General features: G+C 36.0%; 20 protein-coding genes. 1 reads left to right on the top strand and 19 read right to left on the bottom strand.

What is annotated here, in order from left to right; translation table 11 throughout:
• Window positions 1-257: 257 nt before the first annotated feature.
• Complete coding sequence (locus tag OPR42_RS00525) at window positions 258-1,202, top strand: IS110 family RNA-guided transposase (RefSeq protein ID WP_264336326.1); 945 nt, start codon at window positions 258-260, stop codon at window positions 1,200-1,202.
• 81 nt (window positions 1,203-1,283) lie between these two features.
• On the opposite strand, the gene OPR42_RS00530 is transcribed toward OPR42_RS00525, so the two are convergent.
• The 19 genes from OPR42_RS00530 to OPR42_RS00620 form a co-directional block, all read right to left on the bottom strand.
• Window positions 1,284-2,237 carry a phage tail protein gene (locus OPR42_RS00530; RefSeq protein WP_265041485.1) on the bottom strand — a complete coding sequence of 318 codons (954 nt, stop codon included), beginning with the start codon at window positions 2,235-2,237 and terminating at the stop codon, window positions 1,284-1,286.
• On the bottom strand, window positions 2,237-3,046 hold the full coding sequence (locus tag OPR42_RS00535) for a baseplate assembly protein (RefSeq protein WP_265041486.1): 810 nt from the start codon (window positions 3,044-3,046) through the stop codon (window positions 2,237-2,239). The genes OPR42_RS00530 and OPR42_RS00535 overlap by 1 nt, the downstream gene beginning before the upstream one ends.
• 2 nt (window positions 3,047-3,048) lie before the next feature.
• Window positions 3,049-3,384, bottom strand: coding sequence for a GPW/gp25 family protein (locus tag OPR42_RS00540; RefSeq protein ID WP_265041487.1), 336 nt, complete (start codon window positions 3,382-3,384; stop codon window positions 3,049-3,051).
• On the bottom strand, window positions 3,381-3,635 hold the full coding sequence (locus OPR42_RS00545; protein ID WP_015587734.1) for a PAAR domain-containing protein: 255 nt from the start codon (window positions 3,633-3,635) through the stop codon (window positions 3,381-3,383). The genes OPR42_RS00540 and OPR42_RS00545 overlap by 4 nt, the downstream gene beginning before the upstream one ends.
• A 3-nt stretch (window positions 3,636-3,638) precedes the next feature.
• Window positions 3,639-4,103, bottom strand: coding sequence for a phage baseplate assembly protein V (locus OPR42_RS00550; RefSeq protein WP_265041489.1), 465 nt, complete (start codon window positions 4,101-4,103; stop codon window positions 3,639-3,641).
• Complete coding sequence (locus tag OPR42_RS00555) at window positions 4,090-4,572, bottom strand: hypothetical protein (protein WP_265041490.1); 483 nt, start codon at window positions 4,570-4,572, stop codon at window positions 4,090-4,092. Before OPR42_RS00555 ends, OPR42_RS00550 begins: the two co-directional genes overlap by 14 nt.
• Window positions 4,569-5,066, bottom strand: a complete 498-nt coding sequence (locus tag OPR42_RS00560; RefSeq protein WP_265042348.1) for a phage tail protein — start codon at window positions 5,064-5,066, stop codon at window positions 4,569-4,571. Before OPR42_RS00560 ends, OPR42_RS00555 begins: the two co-directional genes overlap by 4 nt.
• 1 nt (window position 5,067) lies before the next feature.
• Window positions 5,068-5,373: a head-tail joining protein gene (locus tag OPR42_RS00565; RefSeq protein WP_264376406.1), complete on the bottom strand. Its 306-nt coding sequence runs from the start codon at window positions 5,371-5,373 to the stop codon at window positions 5,068-5,070.
• Window positions 5,374-5,456: 83 nt separating this feature from the next.
• Window positions 5,457-6,461, bottom strand: coding sequence for a major capsid protein (locus OPR42_RS00570; RefSeq protein ID WP_265041491.1), 1,005 nt, complete (start codon window positions 6,459-6,461; stop codon window positions 5,457-5,459).
• 44 nt (window positions 6,462-6,505) lie between these two features.
• Complete coding sequence (locus OPR42_RS00575) at window positions 6,506-6,874, bottom strand: head decoration protein (RefSeq protein ID WP_265041492.1); 369 nt, start codon at window positions 6,872-6,874, stop codon at window positions 6,506-6,508.
• A gap of 141 nt (window positions 6,875-7,015) precedes the next feature.
• A complete protein-coding gene (locus OPR42_RS00580) occupies window positions 7,016-8,041 on the bottom strand; it encodes a S49 family peptidase (RefSeq protein ID WP_264687479.1) in 1,026 nt (341 codons plus the stop codon).
• Window positions 8,042-8,064: 23 nt separating this feature from the next.
• A complete protein-coding gene (locus OPR42_RS00585) occupies window positions 8,065-9,462 on the bottom strand; it encodes a phage portal protein (RefSeq protein ID WP_265041494.1) in 1,398 nt (465 codons plus the stop codon).
• The gene (locus tag OPR42_RS00590; protein WP_265041496.1) at window positions 9,459-10,163 is read right to left on the bottom strand and encodes a glycoside hydrolase family 25 protein; all 705 of its coding nucleotides are present in this window, start codon (window positions 10,161-10,163) and stop codon (window positions 9,459-9,461) included. The genes OPR42_RS00585 and OPR42_RS00590 overlap by 4 nt, the downstream gene beginning before the upstream one ends.
• Window positions 10,160-10,384: a gpW family protein gene (locus OPR42_RS00595; protein ID WP_265041497.1), complete on the bottom strand. Its 225-nt coding sequence runs from the start codon at window positions 10,382-10,384 to the stop codon at window positions 10,160-10,162. The genes OPR42_RS00590 and OPR42_RS00595 overlap by 4 nt, the downstream gene beginning before the upstream one ends.
• Window positions 10,377-12,203, bottom strand: a complete 1,827-nt coding sequence (locus OPR42_RS00600; protein ID WP_265041498.1) for a phage terminase large subunit family protein — start codon at window positions 12,201-12,203, stop codon at window positions 10,377-10,379. Before OPR42_RS00600 ends, OPR42_RS00595 begins: the two co-directional genes overlap by 8 nt.
• Window positions 12,200-13,675 (bottom strand): ankyrin repeat domain-containing protein, encoded by a 1,476-nt coding sequence (locus tag OPR42_RS00605; RefSeq protein ID WP_265041499.1) that lies wholly within the window; start codon window positions 13,673-13,675, stop codon window positions 12,200-12,202. The genes OPR42_RS00600 and OPR42_RS00605 overlap by 4 nt, the downstream gene beginning before the upstream one ends.
• Before the next feature lie 3 nt (window positions 13,676-13,678).
• Window positions 13,679-14,158 carry a hypothetical protein gene (locus tag OPR42_RS00610; protein WP_265041501.1) on the bottom strand — a complete coding sequence of 160 codons (480 nt, stop codon included), beginning with the start codon at window positions 14,156-14,158 and terminating at the stop codon, window positions 13,679-13,681.
• A gap of 28 nt (window positions 14,159-14,186) precedes the next feature.
• Complete coding sequence (locus OPR42_RS00615) at window positions 14,187-15,401, bottom strand: DNA modification methylase (protein ID WP_265041503.1); 1,215 nt, start codon at window positions 15,399-15,401, stop codon at window positions 14,187-14,189.
• Window positions 15,402-15,509: 108 nt separating this feature from the next.
• On the bottom strand, window positions 15,510-15,974 hold the full coding sequence (locus OPR42_RS00620) for a crossover junction endodeoxyribonuclease RuvC (RefSeq protein WP_265041505.1): 465 nt from the start codon (window positions 15,972-15,974) through the stop codon (window positions 15,510-15,512).
• Between the last annotated feature and the right edge of the window lie 172 nt (window positions 15,975-16,146).

Here is a 16,146-nt window from a genome sequence, read left to right on the forward strand (position 1 = left end):
AAAACAGCTATTTATTTCTCCTAATTTCCAGCTATTGTAAGTTAAAAATATGATATAAAGGAGATAAGAGGGAAGATAACCCTACTCACTATAGGAATAGAGTTATCACGGGCGTGTGCGACCGACCAACTGTTGGTATTATAACCGTTCGGATCAAGGTACACTAGCCCATCTCTCGATACGTTTGAATAGTTGCATGGGACATATGTATGCACCCGTTTACAATCTTAAATTAATTAAAACTAATCGAGGTTATTATGATTACATCTTATCAAAATTTTATTGGCATTGATATTGGAAAATTTAAAAATGTTGTTGCAGTTCACAAACAGAAGAACGCTGTCGAATTCGACAATGATACTGCTGGCTGGCAACAATTGTTTCAAGATTTTTCAAATATCTTACCTAATTCTTTAGTAACTCTGGAAAACACTGGAAAATATGAGCTTGGCTTAGCACATTTTCTTGTTGATAAAGATATTGCTGTACATCGAGCTAATACTCGCAAAGTAAAAAGCTTTGTTCTATCTCATGGAACTTTAGCAAAGTCTGATCAATCAGATGCAAGAGCCCTTGCTCAGTATGGGTTTGAACGCTATAGTACTCTATCTCTATTTGCACCTATGTCAAAAGAACAAACAACCTTAGTTGCACTTTGTCAACGTCGTGATGACATTACAAAAATGAGAGCTCAAGAGAAATCTAGGCTTGCAGCACCTGAAAACGACCATATAAAAGAAAGCTGTCAGAAAACTATTGAATTCTTTAATAGCCAGATAGATGAGCTCAACAATACCATACAAAAAATTATTGATGAGAATCCAGAGTTACAAAAGCGCCAAAAAATCCTTAAAACAGTTCCAGGAATAGGTGCAAAATTATCTCAAGATTTTCTGTGTCTAATGCCAGAACTTGGTTATGTAAGTAGGGGAGAAATTGCAAGTCTTGCTGGAGTTGCACCTCATCCGAAAGAAAGTGGTAAAACTATTGGTTATCGCAGAATAAGTGGTGGCAGAAGCAACGTTCGTGAAAAGCTTTTTACAGCTGCGATGTCTGCTTCAAGGTCTAAGTCTGCGCTTGGTGCCTTCTATTCAAGGCTTGTTGGTAAAGGTAAAAAGAAGATGGTGGCTATGACAGCTCTAATGCGTAAAATCATAGTAATTGCCAATGCGAGGCTTAAAGAAGCAGTCAATGTGAATTAAAAAAATCTGCATAGAAAATAGGTTAACGAATATGTGGATAAATACGTCTACACACATTTAAAGTATTTATACACATATTCGTTAACCATAAGATCTAAGCAGTAACTGTTGTTTGATACAAAATTTTTCTATGATTAAGTTAGGGTTTTTATTGTCAAAAATGCACTTTTTACTCGAATAAAAAACAAAATTACAAACAAAAGTTGTAATGAAACTAAATTCAAAAAATTTTAAAAAACATAGTTGATCTGACAGTACAATCTGTGCTTTGGCAAACTTTATTGGTGGTAGTAAGCTCTGTGGTAATGAATATAGTGCTTTGAAATTGTACCACAGGTGACTTCGTTCATATATTCCACTGTAGTTTTTGGTATGTGGCTCTGTTTCTCCAAGTACTGCTACATCTAATCGATATACATCATCATTAAATGCTTGTTCGTAATGCTCTCTTAAATAGTTGTCTACAATCTCTACTAACAGACCTCTAGAACTGCAAAAGTTTATTCTACCAAATGACAGTACTGGTCCATCTTTTTCAATTTTTATCCCTGAGTAATCCGATAACAAACTTCCAAAAAAGCTTTCATCTAATATAAACCTATCAACGTTGTAATGGTCATTAAAAATTCTCATTAATCGCGATCTTGCTGGAAGTGACAGTTTTGCTAGCTCTATAGCGGCATCAACAAAAAAGTCATTTGGAACATCCTTTATACCAATTTGCAGCTCAAAGAAGTGTTTACCAGGTGGTTCTTCAATAATTGTAATCTCATCTATATTTGCCCATTTAAGAGCTATTTTTAATGATGCGAGCGTTCCTCTAAGTCTTTGAAATTTTATCCCTTCTTCTACGGCTTTTCTTTTGTTTTTTACCCAACGTAGTATCTCTTCTAAACCATATTCTTCTATTAGCCATGGTAATAACTCTTCTTTAAAGCTAAATTTAAATCCCTTAATGCAGCTCGAATCAACTTTGTAATCTATTGCTTCAATTATTGTACGTTCTTGTTTTGTGGCATTGGGTGGAAGCAGCATCAGTTTTTCCTCACCAGTTCAATTCTCAAATTTTCTAACTTGGCACACTCATTGCCTGCTACAACAACATCTTTTTTTGGTTCGATTAATTCTACGTTTTCTACACCCTCTACAAATAAATTTGCTATTATCCATGATCTTGTAACATTCCACCCTAATCTTTTTGCTAATTCAAACTTCTCAATAAACTGCTTCTTGATTTCTTCCTCTGATATTAAAGGACTTATGCTCATTCTGCTGTGAATATCTATTTCCGTAATATTGCAACCTATCACTGTTACTGTATCGGTTAAAACCCTTATATCATCTCTAGTAACCTGCTTTTTTACAATTTCTAGTAGCTCTTCTGACACTATGCCAGTTGTGGATAATTTTGTTGATAAGATTGAAATTTGTACTTTCCCTGGTATAGGTGATTCCACTAGTGCATCTTTTACTCTACTATCTGCTGACAGTGCATAATACCTATAATACTCCTTTCTCCCACATGTGCTCCAGCCTTTTACTTTTGCTTTTACCCTCTTTCTAAATCGTTCGTCATCTTCTTCTTTTTCTCTCTCTACTCCATAAAATTCAGCCAAATTATCAAGATCTTCTCCTATCGCAAATTTAAGTAAATTACCCTTTACAGCTTCGTTTATCCTTTGTCTGAGCAAAAGTTCTCTCCATGCTGCTACCTCCAGAATCTTTATCGCTGGATCACTTTCAACTAATGCTGTAAAACTTGCGTCACGCTTCACCAACTCTTCCCTCATCCGAGACAGAATTTCTTCGAAGTTCAGTGGCTCAATAATGTTAGGCTGCTCCATCTTTATACCACAACTCCATCAAAGCGAATATTTTTTCCACTTGGTAAGTACAATCCTTCTAGGTCAAGCGTTACTTTTCCTTCTTTCACTTCTGTTATTTTTACTTTTTCTAACTTAAATCTCTTCTCAAATTTCCCCAGTGCTTCTGCTGTTGCTCCATAGATTTCCAAAGTTAAATCTCTATTTATTGGCTTATCTACTAATTCAAATAATCGAGAACCATACTCTCTTCTCATAATACGTGATCCAATAGGAGTGGTTAAAATATCAGTAATTGATTGTTTTAAATGTTCTATTCCTTCCAATTCCTTTCCCGTGCTAGCATTCATGCCTCTCATTCTGCAAATACATTTTTGCTAACACCTATCACTTTAAAACTACACGATACCAAGTCTCCTGTTCTTGTTACTCCCATACCGTTCACAAATACGCTGTTTGACCCTTGCGTTAGTGTCTCCCCTATAGTCAAGATATCACCCCTACGACACACAGATCTACTATTTACAAATACGTCTTCACTTCCACTCATACAAACATGAACCGGTATTCCTGTACAATTATCCCCTACACAAACGATTGCTTTACCCATATGCTAGTTTAGATCTATTCTCCTTCCCTTAAGTTTTATTCTTTCTTTTGTCATTTCTATACTCGATTCTCCAGCTTTCAGTGTTATTTTATCTACTACTTCAATCTCTAAATGATGTTTATCTTTATCGTATGACAACTTTGTTCCATCTTGAAATGTTAAGCTACTCACCTCTTTTTTATTCTCTGATGCAGGGTATTTTTCCTGGTATATCCCTCCTAACACCACTCCTAACGATAATTCGCCAAGAGGAGAAAATATCATAACCTGTTCACCGATATCTGGTGGAGACCAATCTCTATCTTTTCCTGCTTTGCTCGTTATCCATGGTAAATAATCTATTAAAAATTCTCCTATTTTAACTCTTACTTTTGCTTTTTCATAATCTATTTCTTTTACAACTCCTATACGAACAATGTTGGCCATTTTCCTCTGTAGTTCCGAAATTGCAAAATTATTTTCTAACATTTATTTCACCGATTTCTATTTTGTGTGGCATAAATTTTCCTTCTTTCCAAATAGATCGCCCTACGTGTATTGTATGCACCCATTCAACCATCCACACGAGATATGCATCTAATTCTGGCCTAAAATCATCTCCTCCTCCTGATATAAATTCTCCTGGTGAAACATTTTTCACGTTCCAAGTATTTTTATTTACTACTCTTGCTACTTCTGCTGCTAATGTTCTGACAATAATAGCTGCATTTTCTATTGTGCTATCAATCACAATTCGTGCTTCAAATCTTGCTTTCAGTGCTAATTCTTCTGTTCCTGGATCTTTTCCCGATTCTAAACTCACAAGCTCTACAAATAACGCTGGCGCTAATAATTCTTTTCTTATCGATGGATAAATTTCACATGTCTGTATAGACGGTATTTCTTCCTTCAGTGTGCTGCAAATTGTTTGATGTAAATCTGTCCAGAACTTTGTCATATCTTTAAAATATAGTTTAGCTCATGCTTAAAGTATTTCTCAAACTCTCTCTCACTCTCATAATTAACAAGGTCTTTTATTATTCTTGAGCCTTCTGGTTCCAGCGGTAGTTTTACTTCCTTTATTGGCAATGCTGCTCTTCCTTCACGTTTAAACATACCGCTATTTCCTTTTGGCATAACTGCTACAAATCCTCCTATAAACTCATGCTTTCCTACTTTCGATCCTCTTCTTGTTTTTTGTATTTTGCCAATTGTCGATGCTCTAATGTCATAGAGATTTGCTCTAATTAACACTTCTAATCTGCTAGTTTTCGCCTTAAAAATTCTTAATCTCTTTCTTATCAAACTTTTCTTTTCCTCACTAATTTCTTTTGCTGTCTTCAATTTTAGCCATAGTGCTGTTCTGTTTAACGCTCTCACTATTGCTAATTCTATTTTTTTTCTTTTAGCATTTACACTTTCTATTACCTCAACTTCTATATGCACAGACATTTTACACCCCATACGCTTCGATTCGCCAGACCATTCCAGATTTATCTCTAAGTGGTGGTGTGTGTATTTTGTATTTGCAATCACCTATAACAAAAATATCTCCTACAATTGGCCTCAGTATATCAAAAATGCTTACCTCAAGAAAAAGCATCTCTCCCACAAATTGTCCTTCACCAATCTCGTATAATTTATCTGGCTGTTGCTTTAATACCTGTACAATATATGACTTATCCTTTGATTTATATAAAGCCACTTCTCCTAAATGGGCAAAACAATCTTTAAATAATCGCTTAATATTTTCTTGCACATTTCTCCGTTATATACTAACATTTACATGCTAAGAAGAGGTAAAGCATTCTTCTGCCTCACACTGCTTTATAATTGCTCTACCTATGTTGCAACAACCCTGACTAATACCCCAGGTCTGTGACACATTGGCAGAGGGTTTGACTGCGTATGTAAATCAGTCCCTCTATCAAACCTCCTTGGTTCTTGCTTTGCATATAGTGGCTGTCCAAGAGTATTTACTGTCTCATTAAAATCTGCTGGTGCAAAATATGTTGTAAATGTGCTTGCTGTTCCTACTGGAAAACAGTGCCCTGTATCTTTCTCAATAAATCTTCTCACGGTTCCTTCAGGGTCAGTTGCTTGCCCTCTATATTCCTCAAATGTTATACCACAAAACGTAAATCCTGATCTCATATCATTCCGAAGAGCTGCTCCTTCTTGCCATCTCTCGTATGCTTCTTTCACTTTACTATGCGAAGTTAGTGCATCAAAAAACTCAGGGCTTACCAAGGCATGAACTCCTGTCATATATTCACCACTTAGATTATCTTCTATATGCCGGAGTACTTCCAGACACTTACGTTTTACATCAGTTGTTGCAGTTCCTAGTGCAAAATTTACTACTTTTGGTGTAATTTTAAATTCGTTGTACAGATTTAATAATTCTGACCCATCAGCATCTAAAATTATTCCTTTTAGCGCTCCCATTCGCAAATGCTCTAATGTTATTGCATGTTTGTTTCTCATCAATTGCAAATGATCGGTTATTACATCTGCCAGCGCTTTAAGTTCACTCTCTGATCCAAATGCCCTTATTCCCTGTACTTCCTCTGGTAACACTACATCATCATGTGGAATATGTGGAATCGTAAATGTTCTTACCTTTCTTTTTCCTCTTTTTCCTACTGTTGCTGGTGCTCCTGGAATTTGCGTTGGCAATAGGCTTAAAACTCCGTTGTGTTCTTCTATGGTAATATGTCTAAATCTTACTGACCTACTTGGAAACAAATTTAAATTTTCAACTCGTCCATAATTTATCGGCAATATATTCATCGCATTTGTTAGTGCCGTCATGCTAAATGCTGTATTTGTAAATGGATTTTGCATTTTTTCTTTTCCCCCTTTGTGTTTTTTTATTGTTTAATATAGCCTTAGACTGCTTTACGGATAATGATCCCTCGTCCTTCAAGTTGCTTCATTGCTGCAGTTTTCTGCTCTTCAGTGATATTTGCTGGCCATACAACTGCATGATCTGCTAGCATTGCTATACGTGTAATGATTACTGCTTTGGCATTTTCTGTCGCATTTACATCACTTGTTATTACACCTATTGCTGTTTGTGTGCCATCTGTGGCAATTGGATTTATTATCCTAATCATGTTGTCTTTATCACGACCAACAACTGTCCCTAGCTTCAGATTTTGACCCTTTGCTACCGTTATTTGGTCTCTTGAATATAGGTTGGACACTTCATATTTTAAAAGATCGCCTAAATTATTTCCTTCAGTTATACTTATCATGTCTTTTTCTCTCCTTTTTTTATTTTTTTACCGCCGTGTTTATAACTGCTATACACCGCGGTTATTACCTTATAATTAGCCATTATGGCACATTTTGGACACTTATTTACCGCAGAGCACTATATATGGCGGTTATAAAATTTAAATGCACCGACTTTTCGCTACCTGTGTCATCAAATCTTCCTGCGAATTCTGTGGTATTGCACTCAGTATCTCTGTCTTTTTCGTTCTCTCTGCAAGTAATTCCATTAAAACTTCCCTGGCTTGCTCAACACTTACGCCTTGCTCAATAAATTCTCCTATCTTTTCTGGCATCTTTGATACATTACATAATCTTATTATCTCTAAAATTTCTCTACGACAGTTCTCGTAGCCTTCCTCAGTTAACTCATTAGTTGTCATACTAACACTCCTATGATTATTGATAAATTCAAAAAATGTTGTAACTCCATCTGCAAGACCTATTTCTACTGCTTTCTCCCCAAAATATAGCCCTGCTTCCGTTGATTTGATTGCTTCTATAGAAAGGTTTCGATTTCGTGCTATTAGCTGCACAAACATTTCATATAGTCGGTCTACTTCTTTTTGTAAACTTTCCAGACTTTCAGACGTCATTGGCTCATGTGGGTTTAAATCATTCTTTCGACTACCAGCAAAGATTGTGGTGTACTTAATACCTTGCTTTTCATCAAATCTACTTTGATCTATATGACTTGCTATTACTCCTATACTCCCAACTCCTGAAGTGCGGGTGAGAAAAATCTTTTCAGCGCTAGAAGCTATAGCATATGCAGCAGAATATGCATCATCATTTGCTATTGCAATAATTCTCTTTTTTGCTCTTGATTCATAAATAAAATCAGCTAGGTCAAAGACACCGTTTACTTCCCCTCCGGGACTGTCTATGTCAAGTAGAATCGTCTCTATGCTTTTATCTTCTAAAGCACTCTCTATCTCTTCATGAATATTTTCATACGAAGTCATGTCTAAAATATGATCAAAAGCTTCTGTTTTTTTTGTCAAAACTCCATAAATACGTATTATTGCTATTCCTTTTGGGTTTATATGAAAATGCTTTAAATTCTTAAAGATAGGTTGTTTGCTGTTATATAATGATAGTAGTTCAAAGCTTCTTCTCTCTACCATTATTGGTTTATTTATCCACATCACCTTCTTCCCCTTATTGTATTTTATGGCACATTAACGTCACAATCGAAACAAAGTCCAAAAGAATTAGCACGCTTTTGATCTTCTGCTATTTCTTGGTCAATTTCTTCTACATCATAACCCATTTCTGATACTACTTCCGATCGACTCTTAAATCCATTTCTTACTGCCATTTGCTGTGCTTGCTGATCTTTTAAAGGATCAACCCAATCAAATCCCTGCGGTATCCATTTTACATCTTTAAATATTTGATTATCTGTTGTAGGAAGCTCTCCAGATAAAGTGGCAAGTTCTAGCCATCTATTCCATACTGGTCTGCAAAACTGGAATACCATAATGTTGTGTTGCAGCATAGCGCATCGACGACGAAACTCTATTAATCCAGCTCTGATTGATGAATAATTAACGCCTGTTAAATCTCCTGTTAGTTGCTCGTATGTTATCCCTGTACCTATTGCTATTGCCCTTAGCTGCTGTCTCATGAATGCTTCATAACTTCCTCCAACATCTGATGGCTCTGAAAATTTTATGTCCTCTCCTGGGTCTAAAAGCTGCATTGTTCCTGGCTCTAAACCTGATAATGCTACTCCTTGCTCATTTGCTTGCGCCTCACCTAAAATATTTGCCTCAGGATCAAGTCTCGTAATAAACCCTGCAAACATCGCTGCTGTCTTTTTTCTTACTAATTCTGCATCATCGTATTGATCAAGTTCATAAAGCTTTAGCAGTATATTAGAAAGCCATGGCTCTCCTCTAATTTGCCCAGGTCTTAAAGGTCTATAAATATGTAAAACATCATTTGCTGGTACTCTCACTGATTCTCCAAATGAGCCTTCTCCTGGATGTTCTCTAAATAAGTAATATGCCTCTCTTTGCCCAAGTCTATTGAACTCAATCCCGTTTCTTATTACATTACCATTTCCTAAAGTTTGATTTGTTTTATTATCTAAATGTTCAGACTCAAGTACTTGCAGTTGTAATGGTACAGAAAATCTATCTTCCAGCTTTCTCGTTCTTAAACGTACAAAACATTCTCCTCCCTCTATCATACTTCTGCATATCAGAGCTTGTAATCCATAAAAATCACTTACTCCGTTACTGTCTGCTTCATCTTTCCATCTTAGCCATAATTCTTGCACCTTCTTTCGAAATTCTCCATCTCTTGCTTTTGATTGCGGCTTTATTCCTGTTCCAATAGAGTTACTCACTATCGTATCAATGATATTTGCTGCATATGGATTTTTTCTTACCATATCACGTGATCTACTACGTAAAGTTTCAAGGTTTTGAGACAGCAAATTGTTTATACTTCCTAACTCTGGTTGAAAGTGAAAAAATCTTCTTCCTGAACCTGCTGCATCCCACGCTGAGCTTTTGATTTTTGGCTTGCTAAATAGTTGTTTGAAATTTTTCAGCATCATACTAACCAAAATTCTCTTAATTCTTTTAATGTGCCGTTAAATTTATTTCTGTCACATTTTCCGATTCCTTCTACTTCATGTGGCTCTGGACCATTTTTACCTTCGGTGTATTGCCATAAAATCCACTTATTCCAGCCTTGCGGTAAAACAGGTTGATCTCCATATCTTGCTATCCATAATGGACATTTCGTCAAAATTGGTGTGGCAAAATCTTTCAAAAAATTAGCACCTCCATACACTAAAGGTAAACGCCCTGTTTCTTCTTGAACTTTTTTAATAAAATCTTCTGCTTGTCTTGGTTCTATATTTTTTCCACTTTCGTTCTCTTCAATATCAAGAGCAACAATTGTATTTTTAGTTTTACCCACTGTATTCAAAAAGTGATTTGCTTGATCCTTTCCATCTTCCCCTACACCGAAATGATATGAACCCCATAATAGACCCAAGTCTTCAGCTTCTTTTCTTCTTTCTTTGTATTTTGTATCTATGTACCCTGTTCCTTGCGTTGCCTTATGAATTACTCCAACTATACCATTCTCTTTAGCTAACTCAAAATCCACATTTTCTTGCCAATGTGACAAATCTATTATTCCATTTACTGGACTCTCTCTATTCTCCCATAGTTTTATAAAAGTTTTTAATTGCTCTAAAAATTCAGAATATTCCTCTTTTACAACTTTTCTCAGAAAATTTTTCCTCATATAATTCCTTTATTTGTTGCAAAAATAATCTTTCGTTTAGGCTTCATACCTGCAACTTTCAGTTCAGCCTTAATACGTTGCCGTAAATTCAGCAAGTCATTTATCTGAACTTCAGCATATCTCACCACATGGTCACCATATGCAATTGATACTACTCGCTCTCCGTTTTGTAGTTTCTTTATCGCTTCTTCGACTTGAACTAAATACTCTTCGTTATACATTTTCCAGCCACTTACTCTGTCTTACTTTCTTAGGTTTTTTACTTTCTATTTTTCCACTCAAACTATTCCATTTACTCTCTGGCCAACGATCAATTCCAAGCGCAATAGATGCTGCTCTCGCATAAATTCGGCAATCTAGTACTTCATTTCTTTCTCTTACTTTTTGCCACTCTTGTTTGGTGTATCCTTTTACTACCTTGCTGACTAATTGCTCTGCCGTTAGCTGCTTAAAATATTCAGGTGCATATTCGGGAAAATGACAATATCCTGCTGGCACTTTCTCTTCTTCTTTTAAAATATTAAGTAGCTGAAAAAGCTCTGACTTTAATATCGATACTCCCACTGGCCAGAGCTTTATTCCTCTTTTTAGCTTTTGACCACCAACTGTTATATCTACTCTACTTGGGCTGCTAAGTGGTACTAGAGCTTTATTTACACCTTTCACTGCCATTACTCTTCCAGAGCCTTGATGACCTCTTACCCAATTGTATACTTCTTGTGTCGCATACCCAGCATCAACCGCCATCATACTTATCATGTATTCAAGCCCATTTTCACCGATAAAATGATGATTTAACAGCTCTGAAAGCTTTTTCCATACTTCTCCACTTCCTGTATCTCCTTCAAATACTCGGTAGTCTATTGACCAACTTTCACGGCTTTTTCCCCATGCTACAACTTCTACTTCTAACCGATCTTTTTGGACATCTACTCCTGCAGTAAGCACCACTTCTCTCCTAGGTACTGTGCCTACGGGAAAAAATTCTCTCCTGTTAAATAATTGCTTCCAATCAGGTACTTCTCCTTTATCTACCCAAGTTTCTCCAAGCGTAGTATTTATCCAAACTTTCAGTAATTGTTCACTTTCTTTTGCATGGAGAAAATCTTCTACTGCTTGAGTCCAGCTATACCAGCCTACTGGACTATAAAGACTTGAAAGATGAAATCCTTTTTTCTCACCTTTCATTGGATTTGTAGCTCTCCATTCTCCACGTTCAAGCATCTCTGTCTTTTGATGATTTTCTATCTTTTCACCACATTCTATACATATATAGTGTGCTGTACTTGGATTTTTATCTTCCCATTTTATTTGTGACCATTTTAGAACTTGATAGTAATTACAATACGGACAGGGAACAAAAAAATATCTCTTATCTGTTGCTTCAAATTCTTTCTCAATTCTGCTTATTCCATGAATCGTTGGCGTTGATACTAAAAAAATCTTTCGTCGTGCAAATGTATTAGTTCGGGCTATGCTGAGTAAAACTGGATCTCCTTCTCCTCCTGAATCTCCTGGGTAGGCATCTATTTCATCAAGAAAGAGATATTTTACTGGCATAGATCTCAGTGCTACACTGCTATTTGCTCCGGTTATTACTACTATTCCACCTGGAAATTCCTTACTTTGTACAGTATTGCCTGAATCTCTTGATCTTGGGTCTTTTACTTTACTTTTTAAACATGGCGTACTCTCTATTAACGGTGCAAATCTTCCTTTTGACCAACGCTTTCCCATTTCAACTGTTGGCTGTACTACTAGCATTGGTCCTGGTGTTTGATCGATGATATAGCCAATCCAATTGTTACCAGCTTCTGTTCCTCCAATTTGTGCCCCTTTCATAAACACTACTTTTTCAATTGGTGAAGATGGTGATAGAGAGTCCATTATCTCTTTTAAATAAGGCGTTCTTTCTGTTCTCCATTTACCAGGTTCTGATGCTGCAGTTGCTGCTAAAACTCGATACTCATTTGCCCACTCTGATACTTTAAGCTCTGGATCTGGTTTTAAACCTTCAGAAAATGATGTAGCGTATATCATATCGCTAGCTCTTCACCATCACTAGATGATATTTCCACATCACTTAAATTAGGACTACTTGTTTTCTCACTTTCGAGTTCAGTAAACATTTTCTTTTCAAGCGCTTCTTCTAAGTACTTTTGAGTCAAATTACTCATCATTATTGCAGCTATGAGCGCAACTATTCCCACCATTACTGCAGCTATAATGTTAGGGTAAATTCCCACTATCGCTATTGCACATACTGTTGTAGAAACACAGATGATATTGGTATATTTCTTTATTTTTTTATCTGCTATTTTTCTTTCTTCAAAATATTTATTGCTCAATAAATGAAATGTTGGAAAGTTGTCATTTTTTCCAAATAAAACTATATCCTTTTCCTTGTTTAGTAACTTTACCAGTTTTACGTTATTTGTTGTTATTGCGTACTCAAAAACATCTGTAGCATCTGCTCTTTTCTTTAGCAGTAATTTTACTATATTAAAATGCCTATTTATTGCAGCAAGATATACTGCTGATTCTCCTTGATCGTTTAAAACATCTACTTCAACTCCTTCTTTTAAAATCGCCCCTAGAATCTCCCCATATCCTTTTTTTGCTGCTAAGTGAAGTAAATTGTTCTTCTCTACTCCATACCTATTACTTATTAAAGCTTTTACTATTTCAGATTTGTTCTCTTCTTTTGCATAACAAAATGGTGTCTTGCCATTATCATCTTTAATCAAAGGATCTATATCCTCTCGGGTTAGTAATACTTCTACTGTTTTAAGTCTTTCAGCGTAATGTAGTGGTGTTTTATTTTCATAGTCTTGTAAATTAACTCCAGCATTAGGAACATTTATTAAGCATCTTACAATATCTAAACATAAGTCTCTTTCGTCGTAATTACTGCCACTTATAGCTACGTGCAAAGGAGATAATTTCATTGCATTTCTGCCGCTACCAGCTATATTGACATTCGCACCAAGATTTGAAAGTAATTTTACTACTTCTAGCTTCTTATTGTTTACTGCATAATGCATTGCTGCATGATTTCTCACGTCAAGAACATCTTTATCCGCATTTCCTTCTCTAATTAAAATTTCTACTATCCCTTCATGCCCAGCTCCTGCCGCTAAATGTAACGGTGTATGTAGTAAAGCATTCTGCTCATTAACATTAACTCCTTTGTTGAGTAAAAACCTTACAGCATTTGCTTCATTCAACATCGCAGCTAAATGAAGTAAGCTATCTTTCTCCAATCCATATTTGTGATTGATTAGTGCTTGTAATATCTCTTCTCTTGCACAAGAGAGCGCACTTTTACCATCATCATCAGTGATCAGTGGATTAATATTTTTCCTATTTAGTAAGAGCGCAACCATACTAAGCTCGTTAATTTCTACTGCATAATGTAGCGGTGTCTTTCCATTTAATCCTCTAACATTTACATCCACTCCTTGCTGATTAATGAGACACTTTATTAATTCTAAACTTAAGTTAGCAGACATTATTTAAAACTTAATATTAGATAATTCTTGTAATGAGTTTGTAATCTCTTCGGTTAGCGCCATATGAATCTTTTCAGTGTCACTCAGTGATGCAAGCAGTGCTGAAACTCTATTTGGAATATTAAGCAAATTATTACGGACAACTCTTGCTACGTTAAATGCCTCACTTTTTACTTCTTCTACTGCTACAAGTTCTCCTATCTCAGCCCTAGCTTTTGCCTCAAGAAGTTTACCTCGTTCCATTTCATTTTTTATTCTAGTTTTTAGCAACATCGTGGAAAGGTTACTTGTATTTTCGTTTTCTGGATTTTTCCTCCTCAGTGGCTGACTTGGATCTCTTATTGCTGCCACCGCTTCATTTGCTTGTTCTCTATTGATCAAACCATCCTCCAACTCAACTATTCCTTTTTTTACTAAATAACAGACATATTGCTTTGATACCCCTATCTCTCTTGCCCATTCCGTCTGCGTGATTTTTTCCACTCTTTTCCTCCTCTCTTTTCGCTCCTTTTTACGAATTTTCTTCTTGAGTCTCTGAAAAGGTTTTACCAGTACCGGCTAAAATTGCATCTCTTCCCGTGTATACTTGCCAACGTTTTATGGTTACATCTACAAATTTTGAATCTAGCTCTATTGTTCTGCAGATTCTTCCTGTTCTCTCGCATGCAATCAGTGTACTTCCAGAGCCGCTAAATGGATCAAGTACTATATCCCCAGGTCTACTGCTATTAACTATTGCTCTCTCCATTAGCTCTACTGGCTTCATCGTTGGGTGTAGTGTATTGTGCGTTGGCTTATCATAAAACCACAGATCACTTTGATTTCTACCCCCATGCCACTCACGTTTATTGCCGCTTTTCCATCCATAGAGCATTGCTTCGTATTGTCTTTGATAATCTGATCTGCCTAGCGTAAAGTGATTCTTTGCCCAAATGATAAAAGTTGACCATTTTCCTCCTGCCTCCTCAAATACTTTTTGCAACGTTGAAAACTCTGATGATGATATGCAGATGTAAATTGCTCCTTTGGTGTATGCTAAAATATGAGTGCAAATATCATAGAGAAAAAGTTCGTACTTTTCACCTTGATTATCATTTAATATCTTTTTGTCTTCTCTCTCTTGACTGTTACCATATGCTACGTTATACGGAGGATCACACACAGTAATATCTGCCATTTTATCATCTAACAGCGCTTTATATGATTCAACTACAGAGCTATCACCACAATAGATTCGATGATCACCTAAAATCCATAGATCACCTGGTTTTGTTACTTTTTTGTCATCAACAGCTAAATCAGAAAGATCTTCTTTTTCACCATCAAAATCATCGAGAAACCGTTGAACTTTTTCTAACTCAAATCCGGTCATTTTAAGGTCAAACTCCAAATCTTCTAACTCTTGAATTTCCACTCTCAAAAGATCATCATCCCACTTTGCCCAATTAGCTGATTGATTGGCCAGTAACCGAAAAGCTTTGGTTTGTGGTTCATTTAAATTATCACTTAAGACCACTGGTATACTTTCCATACCAAGTTTTCTTGCTGCTTTAAGTCTTAAATGACCATCAACCACAGTACCATCACTTTTTGCAACTATTGGTATACGAAAGCCAAATTCTCGAATAGAAGCACACATTCTATTTACTACATCGTCATTTTTACGTGGATTACGCTCATATTCGATGAGATTTTGAGTAGGATAATAGTGGATTGCTAAATTCATATAATTACTGTGCTAATTAAAAAGTTAATATTTAAAATATCTCTGACGCTAAAGAAGGCTTGGGGTCTGACCCACCAAACCCGCCAGTATGGCCGAAAGGACCCGCTTTTACGGTATTTTTAATGTGTTAAAATCTTTACTGAGATTCATAGCGTAAAACATTAATGCTAAAGCATCAGATTCATTATCATCTTTAGGCAAAAAACCTTTTTTCTTTACAGCTTCAATAACTTCACTCTTACTTGCATTGCCTTTGCCTGTTATAAAGCGTTTTATAGTTTTAACATTAACACCTTTGTACGGCACATGATGTTCTTCACACCAAGCAGACAGAACTGCGAGAAAACCGCCATAGCAATGCGCTGCATCAGTTCCTAGATGTCTTCTTACTTCCTCAAAATACACTGCAGAAATGTCCTTCAAAGAATTAAGCCAATTACGAAAATTCAAGAAGCACATGCCACCTCCGCTAAAACGGCTACCATGAAAGCTTTTGCTTCCACTTTCAATTACTCCATCTGTTAGAATTGCCCAGCCCGTTTGTTTGCCAAGGTCCAGTGTTAGGATTGACATTTATATTCAGAATTTGTTTCGCTAGAGTACGTGAAGCCTATATAATATATATTCAGGATTTGGAAAATTTTTGTCCAAAAAATCTTCTTCTTAAGCAAACTTTTTAGAAAAAACTTAGTTAAAAATCAGTAAACAGTCCTTGCATAATTATTGGTCAAGACTTTCAGATTTC

This window comes from Wolbachia endosymbiont (group B) of Melanostoma mellinum, from assembly GCF_947251465.1.
Taxonomy (GTDB): Bacteria; Pseudomonadota; Alphaproteobacteria; order Rickettsiales; family Anaplasmataceae; genus Wolbachia.